The organism is Helicobacter anseris (assembly GCF_003364335.1).
Classification (GTDB): Bacteria; Campylobacterota; Campylobacteria; order Campylobacterales; family Helicobacteraceae; genus Helicobacter_H; species Helicobacter_H anseris.
Genome location: NZ_NXLX01000010.1, coordinates 41497 through 59153, shown reverse-complemented (window position 1 = coordinate 59153; position 17657 = coordinate 41497). Strand labels below are relative to the sequence as shown.

The following is a 17657-nucleotide window of genomic DNA, read 5'->3' as shown; positions in this document are numbered from 1 at the left end:
AAAAGTATTTAAGCTCTTTATTTTTAAAGTAAGACAAAAATTATATATTAAAAAATTGCTTTTTTTGATAGTTATTGACAAATAATGAGGGGGGGGGGGTATAAAAAACTTGAGATAGTGTAATTTGTGATATTTCAAGGATTTAAAAAAATATCAAATTTTATTTTTATCCCCTCCTTTAAAAAATTTCAATCAATCTGCTTCTTTGATAAGGCGATGATTTGTAGGTTGAATATTTCTTGCATCATCATGAATGATATTATGAACTTTTTGGATTTGCTCTTTTGAAGCTTGTATAGATTGTTTGAAAACTACCCAAGTTACATTTTCTGAACAAGGTGGAGTTGTCAAACTTCCCATAAATTCATAATATGCCTTGCTCTTAGGCAATAATGCACCTGCTTCAAAATTTTTAAACTCTACAACAGAATCTACATTGCTTGGCATTACTCTGACAATTTTTTCAAACTCTGGATGGAAATCCCCTTCTTCCATAAGCACAGAAATGACAAGCAATTCTTTTTTTTCATTTTGATGCACAAAGTGAATTTCTAATGGATAGGTTTTGTCATTGATATGTGTTTCTGATGGTGTGTGAAAATGAAACTGCGCTAATTGAAAGTTTTTATTTTCAATGCTTGCAAAACCAGAATCTTTAAAATTAACTTGCAAGGTATGACCATTATTTTGAATATTTTGTGAGTGATTCTTATAATCAACAAAAAGAGTATTTTTTACTTTTGTAGTTTCGGTAGAAATAATGTTTATAGGGGATTGACTTTGACCTGTGGCACAGAGTTTCCAGTTTGGATCTAAAGTCCCCCACTTCTTAGGACCATTTGCCTCATAATCCCAATTTGAAGCAAACATAAATCCAAAAAAACTAAAAAATAACATTCCTTGTTTTAACATTTCATCTCCTTAAATCTAAAATTTTCAAAAGGAAATAGAATTTTATAACAAAAAATTGAGAAATAGCACAGGTTTTACCCGTGCTAAAAAATCAATGCAAATCCTTCCAAATTTGTCTTTTCCACGCATAAGCAAGAAGTGATAATACTGCAAAGAAAATCATAATTTTGATTCCAAGAGAATCTCGTTCTGCTTTTTTGCTATCGCCAACATTTTCAAGATACTCAATCACTTGATGTTGCGCTTCTTTTGTCAGACCTACTCTAGGCATAGCAGTTCCACTTAGCTCCTTTTGAGGATCGTTGATGAAAATATTTAAATAATGTTCACCCTTACTTCTAATCATCATTGATAAATCTGGAGCTTTTGCACCTAAATATCTTGATAAATCGCTATCTGAGGTTAAGGCAGTAACTTTGTCATATTTAACACTATGGCATCTCTCGCAAGCTTGTGCAAATACTTCTTTATTACTCAAGCTTTCAGGAGCGATGGACTTAAGATAAGCAACAATATCAATTGTTTCTTGCATACTCAAAATACCTGCAAATGCATTCATCGGATAATCGATCTTTCCTGCATTGTTTTTCTCGCATTGCTCAGAATCCATACCCTCACAAGATACTTTAAATTTATGACTTACAAGGCTTGCTCTCACAGGATCTTGAATGAAATGCACTAAAAATTTTGCATCAAATACAGCACCAGCATTTGATAAATCTGGTGGAACCACTCCAAATGCAGAAGCTGCCGAAACATCATCCATAGGAGCTTGAATTCCCTGAGAAGTGATACTATGGCAAGAAGCACAATTATCCATTGTCAAATCTTTACCTTTTTTTGCATCTGCTTTTGACATATCCACTGCACTCAAATCTTGAAATGCAAAATCAGCAGGCGCAACCTTTGGGTGCATTATAGAATGTGCCAAAGGTTCAACACCCCAATAAATAATCCCTACAATTACAATAAGAATTGCTAAAATTTTTAGTTCTCTCACTTCACACCTCCTTGTTTTCTCTCCATAATTGTAACAATAGGAAGTGCTATAAACATCAAGAATAAAAATCCAATTGACGCAGCACAACCGATATAAGTATTTATACCTTCTGGTGGTAATTTTCCATAGATAGTAAGAATAATCAAATCAGCAATTAAAGCCCAAAACCAAATCATAAAATTCTTTCTTTTATGTGCTGGAGCTACAACATCACTTCTATCTAACCAAGGTAACATAAAAAATATTACTTGAGCAATACCAAAGGCAATCAATCCTAAATCTGCACTAAAGAAGAAACCTCTAAGCACTTCATAACTCCACAAGAAATACCACTCTGGATAAATATGCAAAGGTGTTTTTAGATTATCCGCAGGATCAAAGTTGATTGGATCCATCGCAAAATCAAAGTGATAGCATACAAGATAGAAAAAGAAAATCATAAATACTGAAACAACAAAGATATCTTTTGACAAGAAAACTGGCCAAAATGGAATAACCTTAGATTCTTTTTTCTTATTTGCTAGATACTTTTCTTGCTCTGCTTCAAAATCTAGCTCCTCTCCTTCCTCATTATTTACATGAGGCACTCTTAAAGAATAAAAGTGAAATGCGATTAAAGCTAAGATAACAACAGGCAAAAGACAAACATGTAACATAAAAAATCTTGTAAGCGTTGCATCTGCAACCACATAATTACCTCTTACCCACTCTACTACATCAGCCCCAATAACTGGAATTCCGCCAAAAAGATTTGTAATTACTGCTGCTGCCCAATAACTCATTTGACCCCAAGGCAACATATATCCACTGAATGCTTCTGCAGAAAATACTACAAAGAGTAACATTCCACCAATCCAAATGACCTCTCTGCCTCTCTTATAAGATCCATAATAAATTGCTACAAACATATGAATATAAATAATCACAAAAATTACACTTGCTGCAACAGCGTGGATATGTCTCCAAAGCCACCCATAAGCAACCTCTTGCATAATAGTGTAATTTACACTATCAAATGCAAGTTTTGCATCTGGCTTGTAATACATCAATAAAAATAATCCTGATATAAATAAAAGTGAAAATAATACAAGCAAAACCACGCCCATTGCCCATAAAAAATTGATATTTTTTGGTATCCAATATCGCGTCATCATTACTTCAATCAGCTTTTTGATTCCCATTCGCTGATCTAACCAATCCATCAACCCATTAGCCTTTTTTATATTTGCCATTTTCTCTCCTTATGCTTTCAACATTGCTTCATATTCTGAGCCACTTTCGCCCAAAACAAGTTTCATACCATCGACTTTAAAAGGTGGTATTTCAAAAGGTGAAGGTGGTGGTGTGCCAGGAACATTGATTCCATCAATATTAAAGCGACCACCATGACAAGGACAGAAAAAATCCTCTTTTTCAGAATCAAAAATAGGAATACAGCCTAAATGTGTGCAAATTTGGATTCCTAAAGTAAATACCGCATCCCCGATTTTAAAATCTCTAGCAGCATTAAACTCTGCATCAGCCTTTTTTCTAATGATATATACAGGCTTACCTCTCCATTCTGTGCTAGAAAAATCACCCTCTTTCATCGAGCTGACATCTACAGTTGTAAAACCTGCAGATACAACACTAGGAAGAGGATCCCATGTTCTTTTCATAGCAACCAAAGATGCTGCTGCACCCACTGCAGTAACACCTCCAAGTGCCATACCTAAAAAGTCTCTTCTTTTTATTTCGGCCATTGCCTTCTCCTTTTTATTAAATACTGATTTTGAAAAACAAAAATCGCATTATTTTACTATATTTTAGGGGTAAAAAATCTTAAATCAAAGTTGCTAAAAATATTTCTAAATAATTTGGGGGTTAAAATAATGAAAGCAATAAAAATTGCAGAGTAGAAAAACCTCTGCAATTTTTGGGTATTTAAAAAAAATTAAAACCAAAAGATGGGGGGGGGGGATTACATCATTCCACCCATACCTCCCATTCCACCCATACCTCCCATATCTGGCATTGCAGGAGCAGCTGGCTTATCTTCTTTAATTTCATTGATTGTAGCTTCTGTTGTTAAAAGTAAGCTTGATACAGAAACTGCATTTTGTAATGCAACTCTTGTAACTTTTAATGGATCAATAATACCTGCTTTAAACATATCTACATATTCTCCATTGCTTGCATTAAAACCAAAAGCATCTTTTTTGTTTTCTACTTCATTTACAACCACACCACTATCAAAACCAGCATTTGCTGCAATTTGTGCTAAAGGTGCTTTGATGGCTCTTTTGATAATATCGTATCCAACAGCCTCATCACCTTCAAGCTTTAGACTTACTTTTTGCGCTGCACGAATAAGCGCTGCACCACCACCAATTACGATACCTTCTTCAACAGCAGCTTTTGTCGCACTTAGGGCATCATCTACACGATCTTTCTTTTCTTTCATTTCAACTTCACTTGCAGCACCTACCTTAATTACAGCAACACCGCCACTAAGTTTTGCTAGTCTTTCTTGCAATTTTTCTCTATCATAATCACTTGTTGTGCTCTCAATTTGTGTGCGGATTTGAGCTACTCTTGCTTTTACATCAGAGCTAGAGCCTTTACCATCAACAATTGTTGTATTATCTTTATCAATCACAATTCTAGCTGCTTGCCCTAAATCCTCAATACTAGCAGATTCTAAAGTCTTACCAACTTCTTCACTGATTACTTCACCACCTGTAAGAATTGCAATATCTTTTAACATTTCTTTTCTTCTATCGCCAAAACCAGGTGCCTTTACTGCTGCTACATTTAAAACACCTCTAAGTTTATTTACCACAAGTGTAGTAAGAGCCTCTCCCTCAATGTCTTCAGCAACAATCAATAGAGGTCTTCCACTTTTCATCGTAGCTTCAAGTAAAGGTAAGATATCTTTCATAGAAGAAATTTTCTTATCTGTTAAAAGAACATAAGCATTTTCAAGTTGAGTTGTCATTTTGTCTGTATTTGTTACAAAATATGGAGAAAGATAGCCTCTATCAAATTGCATACCTTCAACAACGCTTAACTCATCATTGATTCCCTTAGCTTCTTCTACAGTAATTACGCCATCTTTTCCTACTTTTTCCATTGCCTCAGCAATAAGATTTCCAATTTTTTCATCAGAATTTGCAGAAATTGTAGCAACCTGAGCAATATCAGATTTTCCACCTACTTTTTTGCTACCATTTTTAAGCTCTGCAACAATCGCTTCTACAGCTTTATCCATACCTCTTTTTACTTCTACAGGATTTGCACCTGCTGTAATATTTCTTAATCCTTCTTTATAAATGCTATATGCTAAAACTGTAGCTGTAGTCGTTCCATCTCCAGCAGCATCAGCAGTTTTGCTAGCTACTTCTTTTACAAGCTGAGCTCCCATATTTGCAATTGGATCTGCTAACTCAACTTCTTTTGCAACAGAAACACCATCTTTTGTAATAGCTGGAGCACCATAACTTTTTTGAATCAATACATTTCTTCCTCTTGGTCCCATTGTAACTTTAACTGCATCGCTTAGTTGTTTTACACCTTCAAAAAGTTTATTTCTTGCATTATCACTAAATTTAATTTCTTTTGCCATTTTTTACTCCTTTAAAAAAATCTAAGATTATTTACTCATAATTCCCAAAATATCTTCAAAATCCAAAACAATAAATTCTTTATTATCTATTTTTATTTCGCTTCCTTTATATTTGCCAAATACTACTGTATCACCTTCTTTTAGACATTGGCATTCTTCAGAAACCTTACCACCTATAGCTTTTATAACACCCATCAAAGGTTTTTCTTTTGCATTATCTGGAATGATAATCCCTGAGCTTGTTTTTGTTTCTTCTTCAAGTCTTTCTACAAGAACTCTTTTTCCTAGCGGTTTAAAATTCATTTTAAACTCCTTAAATAATTTGAAATTTAGCACTTAAAATTTTAAGTGATAGAATTTTAATTTACTTTGATAAATGAGTCAATACTTTATATTATTAAAATAATAAAATCTTAGTTATATAGACTAAAGTTTTTTTAATAAAATAATTTAGTTTTATCAAATTATAATCCTTACATTACCATAGTAAAACTTTTTAATGCTATAATCTTTGTGATTTTAAAATCTAAGTTTAATTGCAAAATTTTAAAATCACAAATTAAAATTTATCTATATAAAAAACTCTTATTAAATTTAACAAGGAAAATAAAATGCAAATCATTAACTGGAATATTAAACAATTTGAAAAATTTCAAACAAAGGTCTTGCACGAGAATCAAAGTGCTAAGGAAATACAAATCATTATGCCAAAAGATTCTATTATGAAAGAACATCAGGCACCATTTGATATTAGTGTTCAAGTGCTTTGTGGTAAAATTTGGTTCAAAATAAAAGAAGAAGAATTTGAACTCAATGCTTTGGATATGATTACAGTGGATGCTAAAATCGTGCATTCTTTAGGTGCATTTGAGGATAGTATCATCCGCTTAAGTTTAGCTAAAAACGACCAGGCATTAAGACTACAAAATATTTTAAAGAAATAACTAAAATGCAAGAAAGTATTCATCAAGAAACTTTAGAAATTCATCTCAATGGTTTAAGCCTTAAATCTCTTGTATGTGCATTATGTATTCTTTGTTTTAGTTGCATTTTGCTTGGAACAAAGATATTTCTCACTAGTGAGATTTATCGCTCAAGCCGCAATATCAACGTCTTGCAGGCACAATATGATATACTATTAGAAGAAAAACAAAGATTAGAAAAAGAACTTGAAGTTGTAAGATCAAGATATCTTATTACAAACTTGGATGACTAAAATTTTAAGATGAATTTTTTCTCTATTGAATTTACGCTTTTATTTTTGCTCTTTTTGACAATTTATTGGAGTATAAAAGATATTAAATACCAAAATATGGCGATTTTGGTATTTAACTACACTCTTATTTTTATTTTAGGCAATTTTTATGTAGCACTTGTATTGTTGCTTTATAGTATCTGTATTCATTTTTTTGCTTTATGGATTGCAACATCTAAAAAGAGGTTTATTTTGCTTTTGAGCATAGCACTTGCTGTGCTTAATTTATGTTTTTTTAAATACTTTCCAAGTATCAAAAATTTCTTTGAAATCATCTTTAAAGATATTGGATTTAATGATAATCAAATTGAAATTTTAATGCCTCTTGGCATTAGTTTTTATACTTTTGCATCTATCACTTATTTAAAATGGGTCTATGATGGCAGAATTCAAAATAGTGTTTTTAACAAAAATCTACAAAGTTTTGAACATCTCGCCTCCTATCTCTCATTTTTTCCAACCTTTATATCAGGCCCTATTATGCGTGCGGAATACTTCTTTGCGCAATTTGAAAAACCAAGAATATGGCAACCACAAAATACTGGGCTTATTTTTATTCTTCTCTTGTTTGGTATTTTTAAAAAAATCATTATTGCAAACTATGCAGGAATCTATACAACAGAAATCTTTAAAGATCCTTATAGTTTTAATGCTATAGAACTACTCCTTGCTATATATGGCTATTCTCTCCAAATTTATTGTGATTTTAGCGGATATGTCAATTTAGTAAGTGCATTTGCACTAATGATAGGTTTTACCCTACCACCAAATTTCAATATGCCATATACTGCAAAAAACCTTAAAGATTTTTGGAGCAGATGGCATATTAGCCTCTCAACTTTTATTAGAGATTTTATCTATATCCCACTAGGTGGCAATAAAAAAGGATTTTTTTATACTCAAATTTTTGTGCTTATTTCTTTTGGAATTTCTGGAATCTGGCATGGCAATACACTCAATTTTCTAATTTGGGGATTATTGCATGGTTGTGGGATTATTATTGTTAATATCTTGCAACGCCTAAAAATTTCTTTTAGTTTTTTGCCACTACTTTCAAAGCTTATTACTTTTAATTTTGTAACTTTTTGCTGGATTTTCTTCTATTATCCAGACTTATCACAATCTTTAGATTTTATCAAGGCTTTTAAAAGCAATGTTCCCATCAGCCCTGAAAACATCATTTTACTATGTCTTGCATTTGTTATTTTTTTCATCTATCAATTCTCAATCCATCTTGAAAGTTTTTGCATCACTTTGTTTAAAAAAATACCAAATACTATGAAACCACTTTGGCTTGCATTATTACTTATTGTTATTTTTTCCATAATGCCAAGTGGAATACCAAATTTTATCTATGCGGGCTTTTAATGAAACTCTGGAATTTTCTTTCAACTCTTCTTATCACCTTAATACTCACATTACTAGCCTTTAATCAAAGTATATTAAAGTATATAGAACAAACATATCACTGGAGTATCTTGCAAGAAAATGCTTTTTTACAAACAATTGGTTATCCAGCACAGCAGCTTTCATCTTTTGCCGAAAGCCTTTTTCCCAATCCATCTACTCTGCTTTACAATGAACCCAATGAAAATATACCTCAAGACATACAAGAAGAACATCAAGAAATTCCTCGTTTAAGCCTTGAAGATGGTAAACTTATCATACAAGATTATGCAACCTTTTTGTTTATAGGCGATTCTATGATGCAAGGAATTAGCATGTCTCTTGCCTCCAAACTTAAAAAACAAAATATTCAAGTTATTGATATGGCAAAACAAAGCACTGGACTTACTTATCAGAAATTTTTTAATTGGCCAGAGGTTTTAGAAAATACGTTAAATGAAAATTCAAATATTGATGCAATTGTAGTAGTTCTTGGTGCCAATGACCCTTGGAATATTGGAAAAATAAAATTTGCAAGTCTAGAATGGGATAGCATTTATTCTCAAAGGGTGCAAACAATACTTGAACTAGCAAAAGCAAGAAATATTTTTGTTTTTTGGTATGAGGTGCCAATGGTGAGAAACAAACAATTAAATGAAAAAATTAGACACCTTAATCAAATTTATGAAACAGAAAGCTTCTTATACAATGCATTTTTTATTAAGACAAATTTTTTATTTGCACCCAATGATGAATATACTCCAGAAATTGAAAAAGAAGATGGAAAAAAAGTAAGAATTCGATCCAATGATGGAATCCACTTCACTCCAGCTGGTTCAAGATTGCTTTCAAATCTACTCTTGCAAAAAATTGAAGTTATTCACAATGAAACAGAAGAACAAGAGGATAATACAATGCCTCAAGGAAGTAATAATGAATAGGCTTTTTTTATTATTCTTTTTTCCTTTTTTGATTTATTGCAAACAAGTAAGCTTGTTTGAACAAAATTTGGAAAAATATGAAACTAAATATATCAAAATGCTCAAAAAGGCAGAAATTTACAATTTCAACTCTCAAAACCTTGATTTATTGCGACAAAAGATACTTCTAAAAAAAGACTTGCGTATCAAGATATTTGGAGATTCTCATATTGCTGCTGATATTTTTTCTTCAGAACTTAGAAATATTATTTTTAAACCAAATGCCATAGGTTTTGTCTATCCTATTTTCCCAAATTATCACAGAAATATTCTTACTAAAATAGAAAGCAAACATTTTGAAGTGCTCAATTCTTTGAGAAACCCCTATATTAACTATCCGATGGGAGGAGTAATTGCAAGGGCAAAGAATACTCAAGCTCTGATAACTTTAGATTTATTACTTGAAAATAAGAAATTTATCGTGCGTTTTGTAGTCAAAACACCAAATGAACTTGCAACTTTTGAGGTTATAGATTCTAATTATAAAAAAATACATTTAAGCTCAAAAAATCCAGAAACATGGTATTTGAGCAAAGAATATGAACTTCAATTTCCCATAACAATCAAATCACTTATGAGAAATGGTATGCTTGGTGGCTATTTCATCTACAATAAAGAAGATAATAATATTATTGATCATATGGGAATCAATGGTGCAAGGAGTGATTTATGGCTCAAGTGGAATCAAGATATTTTTGATCAAGAGCTCCAAGCAATTCAATATGATCTTGTCATTCTTTCTTATGGTTCAAATGATGCAATTTCTGAAAAATTTGAATATGACACTTTTATGCATAACTACAAGGTGCTTATAAGAAAAATCAGAAAATATAATCCAAATACAACCATATTACTCATAGGGCCACCCACAGTGGTAGCAAAAAATAAGAGTAAAAATTATGAAATAACACCTAATTTTCTACAAGTCAAAAATGCTATTAAAGAATTGGCAAAGAGTGAAAATACTCTCTTTTTTGATTTAGATGAGTTTATTGAAAAGACTGGAAAAAAACAAAAATGGATTGAAGAGAAACTTTCAAAAAAAGATGTTCATTTAACACCTCTTGGATATAGAATCAGCGCAAATGCTGTATATAAGGCTTTGTTAAACACTTTGAAGATAAAAGAATAATTGCATATATGGTGGATCCTGTAGGATTTGAACCTACGACCAATCGGTTATGAGCCGAGTGCTCTGACCAGCTGAGCTAAGGATCCTTTCTTTTTCCGTAAGCTATTAAGTGGGCTTGAATTATACTCAAAATCAAATTTAAAAGCAAGCAAGTTTTCTAAAATGCCAAATAAAATCATAAAAGTAATAAAACTACTACCCCCATAACTCAAAATAGGAAGAGGTATACCAACAATAGGAGCAAAATTTACCGTCATTGCAATATTTACACTCATATAAACAAAAAGCAATATGGCAATTCCACTGGCCACTACTTGCAAAAAATAATCCCTGGAATCCAACAAACAAAATGAAAGAATATGCAAAATTAAAACAATATAAAATGCAAATAATACTAATGCTCCAATAAAACCAAATCTCTCAACATAATAAGAAAAAATAATATCTGTAATAGGGATTGGCAAGAATCCAAATTTTGTTTGCGTGATATTTTCCTCACTTTTACCCAACCATCCAGCAGATCCTATGGCAATCAATGATTGTTGCACTTGATGTGATGGAGTTGTGGCTATAAAATCTTGCACCCTCTTAGCCTGATATTCCCACCTTGTAAGCATATTTGAGGAATATAAAATAGGTGCCAACAAAATAAATAAACCAAGTATCCAAAGAACAATCCTTTTTTGAATACCTACGACAAATAAGATACCATACCCCATCAAAAACATTACAATAGCACTACCTAAATCAGGTTGTTTCGCAACTAGAAAGACAGGCAAAAGAATATAAAAGCTAAATACTGCTAAATCCTTGAGTCCATACCCACCCTTTTGAGGTGGATTATGCACTATAAGATTTGCAAGCATTAAAATCATTGCTACTTTCATTGGCTCACTTGGCTGAAAAGACATTCCAGTTCCAGGTAAGATAATCCATCTTTGTGCCCCTAATCTGACTGCGCCATAAAAATCTATAATAAATAACATTCCTATAAAAAGCCAATAAAATACAGTAATACTACGACTTAGCTTTCTAAATGGAATCAAAAAGAATATAAAAAACAGTATCACGCCAATAGTGATATAAACAAGCTCTCTTAAACCCTTATCACTATCAAAACCATTTACAAGGAAGAATGAAAGTCCAATGATTGGCAATACCAAAAAAACCAAAAGAAAATCAAAATGTGTTAAAATACGCCTATCAATCATTATCATTTCACCAAAATTTTTTAAAAACAAACCGAAATTTTAACACATTTGTTTTTACTTTAAAAAAAATATGGATTCTTAGATGCAACACATAAAACAGATTATTGCGATACAAGAGGATTTCGCAAGAATTGATACCTTTTTATCCAAAGAACTCAATCTGCCAAAAAATCAAATCCTAGGTCTTATTAAACATTCTTTGATTCTTATCAATGATAAGATATGCCATAAAGGTGGGATTCCTATTAAAAAAAATGATCAAATCACTATCTTAAACCCCAAACAACCAATCAAACCACAAAAAGAAACAAAAACACATCTTGATATTGAAATCATTTATGAAGATGATGATATTTTAATATTAAACAAACCTTCCAATTTAGTTGTTCATGGAGCACCTAGTGTAAAAGATGAAACACTAGTAGATTGGTTAAAGGCAAAAAATTTTACACTTTCAAATTTAAGTGGGGAAGAAAGATATGGCATTGTGCATCGACTTGATAAAGATACAACTGGGGGCATCATTATTGCTAAAAATAATATTTCTCACGCAAATCTCTCTATGCAATTGCAATCCAAAACACTTGGAAGATACTATCTTACAATCATAGATTGTCCGATAAAAGATTCTATTATTATTGAATGTCAGCTAGGAAGAAATCCAAGAAATAGGCTTAAAATGACCAAACTAGATCATCAACAATCTGTCACTTCTCGCTATTCAAAAAGTCTTTTTATCCCATTGCTTACCAATGAACAAAAAAATATTCAGTTAATAGCAGTAAAGCTTTTTACAGGTAGGACACATCAAATTAGAGCACATCTAGAAAGCATATCACGCCATATTATTGGGGATCAAACTTATGGATATCATGGAAATTTTAAGGGTAGAATCTTACTTCATGCTTATCTCATCTACCTTATACACCCAACAACCAAAAAAAACTTACTTTTTAAGGCCTCTATTTTTGATGATATGTTAGAATTTCTAGAAACTAATTTTGGTAAGGAAAAAATCAATGAAATACTACAAAAACCTGAATTTTTACTTAATATCTCTTAGTTTTTTTCTCATTCAGGGGTGTGGTATTTTTCAAAATGAGCTCGCAGGTAGAAAAATCGACAGTTCTCTTCCTGTGATTCCTTATGCAAGAACTATTAGTGATGTTACAAGTGTAGGTTTTGAATGGAAAACTCCTAGTAATCTTGAGGATGTAGAAGGCTATGCAATCACCTATAAAGATTCAAAACAAAATACAATTCCCTTAGCCATTGTAAAAAATCCCTATGCAACTCATTACTTTGTATCCAATTTAAAAACACAAACAAACTATACTTTTCATGTTGTTGTTCTTGGAAAACATAAAAATATCTCGCCACAATCTAAAGCTATAGTAGTAAAAACTTCTTTTATTGATGCTGTTGAAAATGTCTTTGCTAGCAATGATCTACCTAAGGAAGTAAAAATATTTTGGAGTCCTCACCCAAATCCAAGTATTAAAAAATACATCATTCAACGCAAAGACAAAAAAGGAGATTTTTTAAATATTGGTGTAGTTCCCCATCGACTATTTGTTGAATTTTTTGACACCAATCTTGAAGATGGACAAAGCTATACCTATAGAATCATCTGCGAAAACTTTGAAGGCACCCCATCTTTACCTAGTCAAATTATCACGGGCAGCACTCGAAAAAAACCCAATGGACTGGCAAATATACAAGCTTCAGATAACCTAAACAAAAGCATATTGCTCACATGGGACATCCCTAGTGATAGTAAATATCCCATAAGTCTTTATAGAATTTATGCCGCCAATGACATTGGTGAAAAATTTAAACAAATTGGAGAAACAAAAAGAAATTTTTTTAAAGAAAAAGGCCTTAAAGATAATCAAATAAGATATTATAAAGTCATTCCTGTAGATAGTGATGGTATTGAAGGTGATTTAAGCATTGGGGCGATTAAAGGTTCTACCCTCCCTCCCCCTCCAACACCAAAGATTACTTCTGCAATTATAAAAAATCAAAGAGCTATTATCAGATGGGAAAAGATTGAAGCATTGCAAGATATATCCTATAAAGTTTGTCGCACAGAAAAAGGAAATAAAAAAACAAGAATTTGTTTTGAAGATATACAAGTCAATGGCTTTATAGACAAAGAAATGCAACCAAATATTCAATACTTCTATGAAGTTTTTAGTATCGATTCAAACAAAATAGAATCTAAACCAACTCCTATTATCAAGCTTGGTTTCTGATGCCTCATTTCATAGCAAAAAAAGAAAATATTAAATTTCCCCTACAAGAAGGGGATTTTATATTTCATAATTACTTCATTGATGAAAAATACCCCTCTCAAGGTTTGATATCAGTAACTCGTGGAAAAGATTTATTCTTTCTAAGAAAAAATAAACACCCTTTAGGTTTTTTGTTTAAGGCAGAAAAAAATACAAGACCTAGTCTTACAGGTCACCTCAAAGATGCACTCTCTATATTAAGCAAACATTGTGAGATTATTTCACACAATCTTTCTAAAAACACTCCAAAACAAACAACCAATTCTCCATTCTTATTAAATCCAGCCGATATCCTGACACAATGCAACCAACCTTTTATGCTAGAAATAGGCTTTGGGTCTGGTAGGCATCTTTTAAATCTTGCTAGAAAAAATCCACAACTTCTATGTCTTGGTATTGAAATTCACACTCCATCAATACAACAAGTTTTAAGGCAAATTGAAATTTTAAATCTAAAAAATCTCTTTATTAGCAATCTTGATGCAAGAATATTGACACAAATACTACCATCAAATCTCTGTGAAAAAATTTTTATACATTTTCCAGTGCCTTGGAATAAAAAACCACATCGAAGAGTTTTAACAAAAGATTTTCTCACACAAGCATTAAGAATCTTAGCCCCAAACAAAACTCTACACCTAAGAACTGATGATGAAATCTATTTTCAAGATGCCCTATCCCTAGCACTAAACACCCATCAATCAAGTTTTAGCATCAATAAAAATATTGCACAAGAAATCATAAGCAAATATGAGGCTAGATGGATAAAACAGCAAAAAAATATTTATGATCTAGAATTTAAATCCTTGCACTTTGATCAAGAAATTTCATCTAACTACGATTTCTCCTTTCCTTATTCTAAAGAATTTAATTTTCCTGAAAGAATTATTGAAAAAGATTTTTTTATTCATCTTAATGCAAGGTTTTTTAGCAAAGATAGTATACTTCTAAGTATTAGTTTTGGTGATTTTAATTGGCCAAATACGAGATTTATTCAAATAGATCATCAAAATCATTTGATAAAGTTTTTAGGACAGCCACCATTGGCAATTCCTGCAAATATTAAAGCACACAAAAGGCTAATAACTTATCTGGAGAATCAATGAAAATAGCTATCAAAGCAAAAGAGTTGTGTTTAGGATATAAAAAAGATGAAATTGTTATCAAAAAAGCAACCTTTACAATAAAACAAAAAGATTTTGTTTTTATATCTGGAGCTAGCGGTAGTGGAAAAAGCACACTTTTAAGATCGTTATATGGGGATTTAGAAATCAGATCTGGGGAACTTGATGTATGTGATACACAAGTGCATTGTGCCAAAAAAAAAGATATTACAAATTTGAGAAAAAAAATAGGGATTGTTTTCCAAGACTACAAACTTATAGAAGAATGGAATGTAGAAAAAAACATTATGCTACCAATGATTATCAATGGTTATAGCAAAACTTTTTGCCAAGAGCAAGTTCAAAAATTACTCACTCATATAAATTTATTACACAAAAGCAATCGCTACCCTCTAGAACTAAGTGGTGGCGAGCAACAAAGAGTTGCAATGGCAAGGGCAATCGCACATCGTCCTGAAATTATTCTAGCAGATGAACCCACAGGAAATCTAGATGACTATTCTAGTGATCTTATCTGGAGCTTATTAAAAAGTGCAAATCAACAACTTGGTATTACAATTGTCGTTGTTACACACAGAATACCCGATCGATTAAATATCAATCATAGAAAACTCAATATACAAGAGGGGGAAGTTTATGAATACTCTTAAAAGACACCTTACCCTAATCATACCTTTGTTAGCACTTCTTTTTAGTTTGCAAAGCATTTTATTTATCAATCGTGCCATAAATATTAAAGAAGATAAATTACTCCAAAATTACTTCATTTTAGTTGCTTCAAAAAAAAGCTTAAATCTTGAAGAGATTAAAAATTACATCAATGAGGCAAAAAGTCTTACCATCATAGATCCTTCCTACCTATTGCAAAAATTTCAAGATTTTAATGATGAGGAAAATCTCAAGATTATCCAAAAAGATTTACCATTTTTTTACTCTATAAAATTACTGCAATATCCTAGTCAAAAAGAACTAGATGCTATTGAAAATAACTTAAAAAATCTAGATTTTATCAGCCATATTGAGACTTTTGCAAAAACACACAATCAAGTTTATAGACTTTTATTTTTTACCAAAAGCAATATTATGATTTTTGCTTCACTGCTTGGAATATTTAGTTTTTTGCTCATGATGCGACAAATACAGGTATGGAGATTTGAACATCAAAAACGTATGCAAATTATGGATTTGCTAGGTGCTTCTTCATGGCTAAAAAACAAGATATTATTTAAACTTGCATTTTTTGATTCCATTATTGCAAGCTGCATTATCACTCTTGGTAGCTTCTACTGCTCTCAAATGCCTCAAACTAAAACAATATTTGAAGATCTTGGAATTCCGGATAACATTTTTAGATTCTCTCAAGATTTCCTTGCATTGGCAGGTTTTGCAATCTGCATTTCTTTATTTTGCGTTTTTGTTGTAATAATCTCAAGAAGGAAGGCTTAGTGAAAGTTTTTCTTCTCATATGTTATTTTTTTTTAATTCTTTGTCATGGAGCAGATCTTAAACAAATCAACAAAGATATTAGCCTTAATCAAAAAAAAATTCTCAAAAAAGAAAATGAAAAAAATCAAATCACCAATCTTTTACAAGATTTAGGCAACAAAATCAACAAAACAAAACAACAAATTGGTGTTTATGACAAAAAGATTGCAAATATTCAAAATATCATTGAAAACAATCAATCCGAAAACACTAATCAAGAAAAACTACTCCAGCAATATCAAAATATTTTACTTACTTTGCAAAAAGATAAACAAAACATAAGAGATAAAATTACGCGTATTTTGATCAATGATGCCTCTTTTATTATTATTCTTAATCATGAAAACCCAATTTCTCCAGATGATATCATTTTGCAAGAGTTTTTTAAACTTCTCAATAAAAACTCTCAGCAAAAAATTCAAATGCTTACACAAGAAGAAAAAAATTTAGAATTCAAAATTACTCAAACACTTGAAAATATCACACAAATCACTCAAAATATCAGCACACAAAAAAATCAAAAAAAATATCTTCAATCTTTATTGCAAGAACAAAAAGAGCTCATTAAGATTATGCAAAAGGATATTAAAAACTATAATGCAAAACTTAATCAAATAGAAAATGAAAGAAAGAGTCTTGATAAAATACTAAGTAATCTAAATATACTTAAACAAAAAACACAAAAAGAAATTGAAGAAGAAAAAAAGAATCAAGAAATTAAACAACAAGCACAACAACAAATACAGCAAACAAACAAAAACAAAACCCAAGAAGTCATTGAAGTAAAACAGGTCGCAAACTCTTATCAAGCCCTATCTATTACAAAATATACAGGAAAGAAAACAATCTCGCCTATAGAGCAATACACTATAGAACAAAAATTTGGCACTTATTTTGATCCTGTTTATAAATTAAAAGTCTTTAATGAATCTGTAGTTATGGTATCCAAAACTCCAAATGCTCCAGTAAAGAGTATTTTTGATGGAAAAATTGTATATGCAAAAGAAGTGCCCATCTTAAAAAAAGTTATAATTATTGAAAACCATGATGGTATTCATACCATTTATTCCCAACTTGATAAAATAGCACCAACCATTAAGCCTGGATTAAGAATTCAAAAGGGTTATATCATTGGTAGAATCAATCAAAAACTTAGTTTTGAAATTACTCAAAAAGACAAACATATTGACCCATTGGAAGTAATTTCTAAAAGTAAATAAAAATAAAATAAAAAATGCCGATACTAAACAAGTGAATCTGTGTTAAAATTT

17 protein-coding genes, 1 tRNA gene and 1 pseudogene are annotated in these 17657 nt (G+C 31.3%); 11 read left to right on the top strand and 8 right to left on the bottom strand.

All coding sequences use genetic code 11. From position 1 onward, the window contains the following. Positions 1 to 192 precede the first annotated feature (192 nt). From CQA57_RS05055 to groES, 6 genes and pseudogenes are all read right to left on the bottom strand, one after another. Complete coding sequence (locus tag CQA57_RS05055; protein WP_115579142.1) at positions 193 to 912, bottom strand: carbonic anhydrase; 720 nt, start codon at positions 910 to 912, stop codon at positions 193 to 195. A gap of 91 nt (positions 913 to 1003) precedes the next feature. Then, positions 1004 to 1912, bottom strand: coding sequence for a c-type cytochrome (locus CQA57_RS05050; RefSeq protein WP_115579141.1), 909 nt, complete (start codon positions 1910 to 1912; stop codon positions 1004 to 1006). Next, entirely contained in the window at positions 1909 to 3144 is a 1236-nt protein-coding gene (locus tag CQA57_RS05045) for a cytochrome b (RefSeq protein WP_115579140.1), read from the bottom strand. The genes CQA57_RS05050 and CQA57_RS05045 overlap by 4 nt, the downstream gene beginning before the upstream one ends. Before the next feature lie 9 nt (positions 3145 to 3153). Continuing rightward, the gene (locus CQA57_RS05040) at positions 3154 to 3654 is read right to left on the bottom strand and encodes a Rieske 2Fe-2S domain-containing protein (RefSeq protein ID WP_115579139.1); all 501 of its coding nucleotides are present in this window, start codon (positions 3652 to 3654) and stop codon (positions 3154 to 3156) included. A 218-nt stretch (positions 3655 to 3872) separates the two neighbouring features. After that, the gene (gene groL, locus CQA57_RS05035; protein ID WP_115579138.1) at positions 3873 to 5516 is read right to left on the bottom strand and encodes a chaperonin GroEL; all 1644 of its coding nucleotides are present in this window, start codon (positions 5514 to 5516) and stop codon (positions 3873 to 3875) included. A gap of 33 nt (positions 5517 to 5549) precedes the next feature. Then, a pseudogene (groES, locus tag CQA57_RS05030) lies at positions 5550 to 5819 on the bottom strand (co-chaperone GroES); the annotation flags it as partial. Between the two features lie 308 nt (positions 5820 to 6127). Between groES and CQA57_RS05025 the strand changes: the two are divergent. Genes CQA57_RS05025 through CQA57_RS05005 form a run of 5 tightly spaced genes read left to right on the top strand, consistent with a single transcriptional unit; the run spans position 6128 to position 10269 of the window. After that, positions 6128 to 6460, top strand: coding sequence for a cupin domain-containing protein (locus tag CQA57_RS05025; RefSeq protein ID WP_115579136.1), 333 nt, complete (start codon positions 6128 to 6130; stop codon positions 6458 to 6460). Positions 6461 to 6465: 5 nt separating this feature from the next. Continuing rightward, positions 6466 to 6732: a hypothetical protein gene (locus CQA57_RS05020; RefSeq protein WP_115579135.1), complete on the top strand. Its 267-nt coding sequence runs from the start codon at positions 6466 to 6468 to the stop codon at positions 6730 to 6732. 9 nt (positions 6733 to 6741) lie between these two features. Next, positions 6742 to 8139 (top strand): MBOAT family O-acyltransferase, encoded by a 1398-nt coding sequence (locus tag CQA57_RS05015; RefSeq protein WP_115579134.1) that lies wholly within the window; start codon positions 6742 to 6744, stop codon positions 8137 to 8139. Continuing rightward, positions 8139 to 9098 carry an SGNH/GDSL hydrolase family protein gene (locus tag CQA57_RS05010; protein ID WP_115579133.1) on the top strand — a complete coding sequence of 320 codons (960 nt, stop codon included), beginning with the start codon at positions 8139 to 8141 and terminating at the stop codon, positions 9096 to 9098. Before CQA57_RS05015 ends, CQA57_RS05010 begins: the two co-directional genes overlap by 1 nt. Beyond that, complete coding sequence (locus CQA57_RS05005) at positions 9091 to 10269, top strand: GDSL-type esterase/lipase family protein (RefSeq protein WP_170126826.1); 1179 nt, start codon at positions 9091 to 9093, stop codon at positions 10267 to 10269. The genes CQA57_RS05010 and CQA57_RS05005 overlap by 8 nt, the downstream gene beginning before the upstream one ends. Before the next feature lie 9 nt (positions 10270 to 10278). Here CQA57_RS05005 and CQA57_RS05000 read toward each other — a convergent pair. Beyond that, positions 10279 to 10355 (bottom strand) — tRNA-Ile (locus CQA57_RS05000). Then, positions 10317 to 11483 carry an FtsW/RodA/SpoVE family cell cycle protein gene (locus CQA57_RS04995; protein WP_170126828.1) on the bottom strand — a complete coding sequence of 389 codons (1167 nt, stop codon included), beginning with the start codon at positions 11481 to 11483 and terminating at the stop codon, positions 10317 to 10319. The genes CQA57_RS05000 and CQA57_RS04995 overlap by 39 nt, the downstream gene beginning before the upstream one ends. 88 nt (positions 11484 to 11571) lie before the next feature. Here CQA57_RS04995 and CQA57_RS04990 point away from each other — a divergent pair, with 88 nt between their 5' ends. Genes CQA57_RS04990 through CQA57_RS04965 form a run of 6 tightly spaced genes read left to right on the top strand, consistent with a single transcriptional unit; the run spans position 11572 to position 17606 of the window. Continuing rightward, positions 11572 to 12543 (top strand): RluA family pseudouridine synthase, encoded by a 972-nt coding sequence (locus tag CQA57_RS04990; RefSeq protein WP_407918735.1) that lies wholly within the window; start codon positions 11572 to 11574, stop codon positions 12541 to 12543. After that, a complete protein-coding gene (locus tag CQA57_RS04985) occupies positions 12500 to 13738 on the top strand; it encodes a fibronectin type III domain-containing protein (protein ID WP_115579130.1) in 1239 nt (412 codons plus the stop codon). Before CQA57_RS04990 ends, CQA57_RS04985 begins: the two co-directional genes overlap by 44 nt. Then, complete coding sequence (gene trmB, locus CQA57_RS04980; RefSeq protein WP_115579129.1) at positions 13738 to 14883, top strand: tRNA (guanosine(46)-N7)-methyltransferase TrmB; 1146 nt, start codon at positions 13738 to 13740, stop codon at positions 14881 to 14883. Before CQA57_RS04985 ends, trmB begins: the two co-directional genes overlap by 1 nt. Continuing rightward, positions 14880 to 15551, top strand: coding sequence for a cell division ATP-binding protein FtsE (locus CQA57_RS04975; protein WP_115579128.1), 672 nt, complete (start codon positions 14880 to 14882; stop codon positions 15549 to 15551). The genes trmB and CQA57_RS04975 overlap by 4 nt, the downstream gene beginning before the upstream one ends. Next, entirely contained in the window at positions 15538 to 16347 is an 810-nt protein-coding gene (locus CQA57_RS04970; RefSeq protein ID WP_115579127.1) for an FtsX-like permease family protein, read from the top strand. Before CQA57_RS04975 ends, CQA57_RS04970 begins: the two co-directional genes overlap by 14 nt. Beyond that, the gene (locus CQA57_RS04965; RefSeq protein WP_245941861.1) at positions 16347 to 17606 is read left to right on the top strand and encodes a murein hydrolase activator EnvC family protein; all 1260 of its coding nucleotides are present in this window, start codon (positions 16347 to 16349) and stop codon (positions 17604 to 17606) included. Before CQA57_RS04970 ends, CQA57_RS04965 begins: the two co-directional genes overlap by 1 nt. Positions 17607 to 17657: the final 51 nt, after the last annotated feature.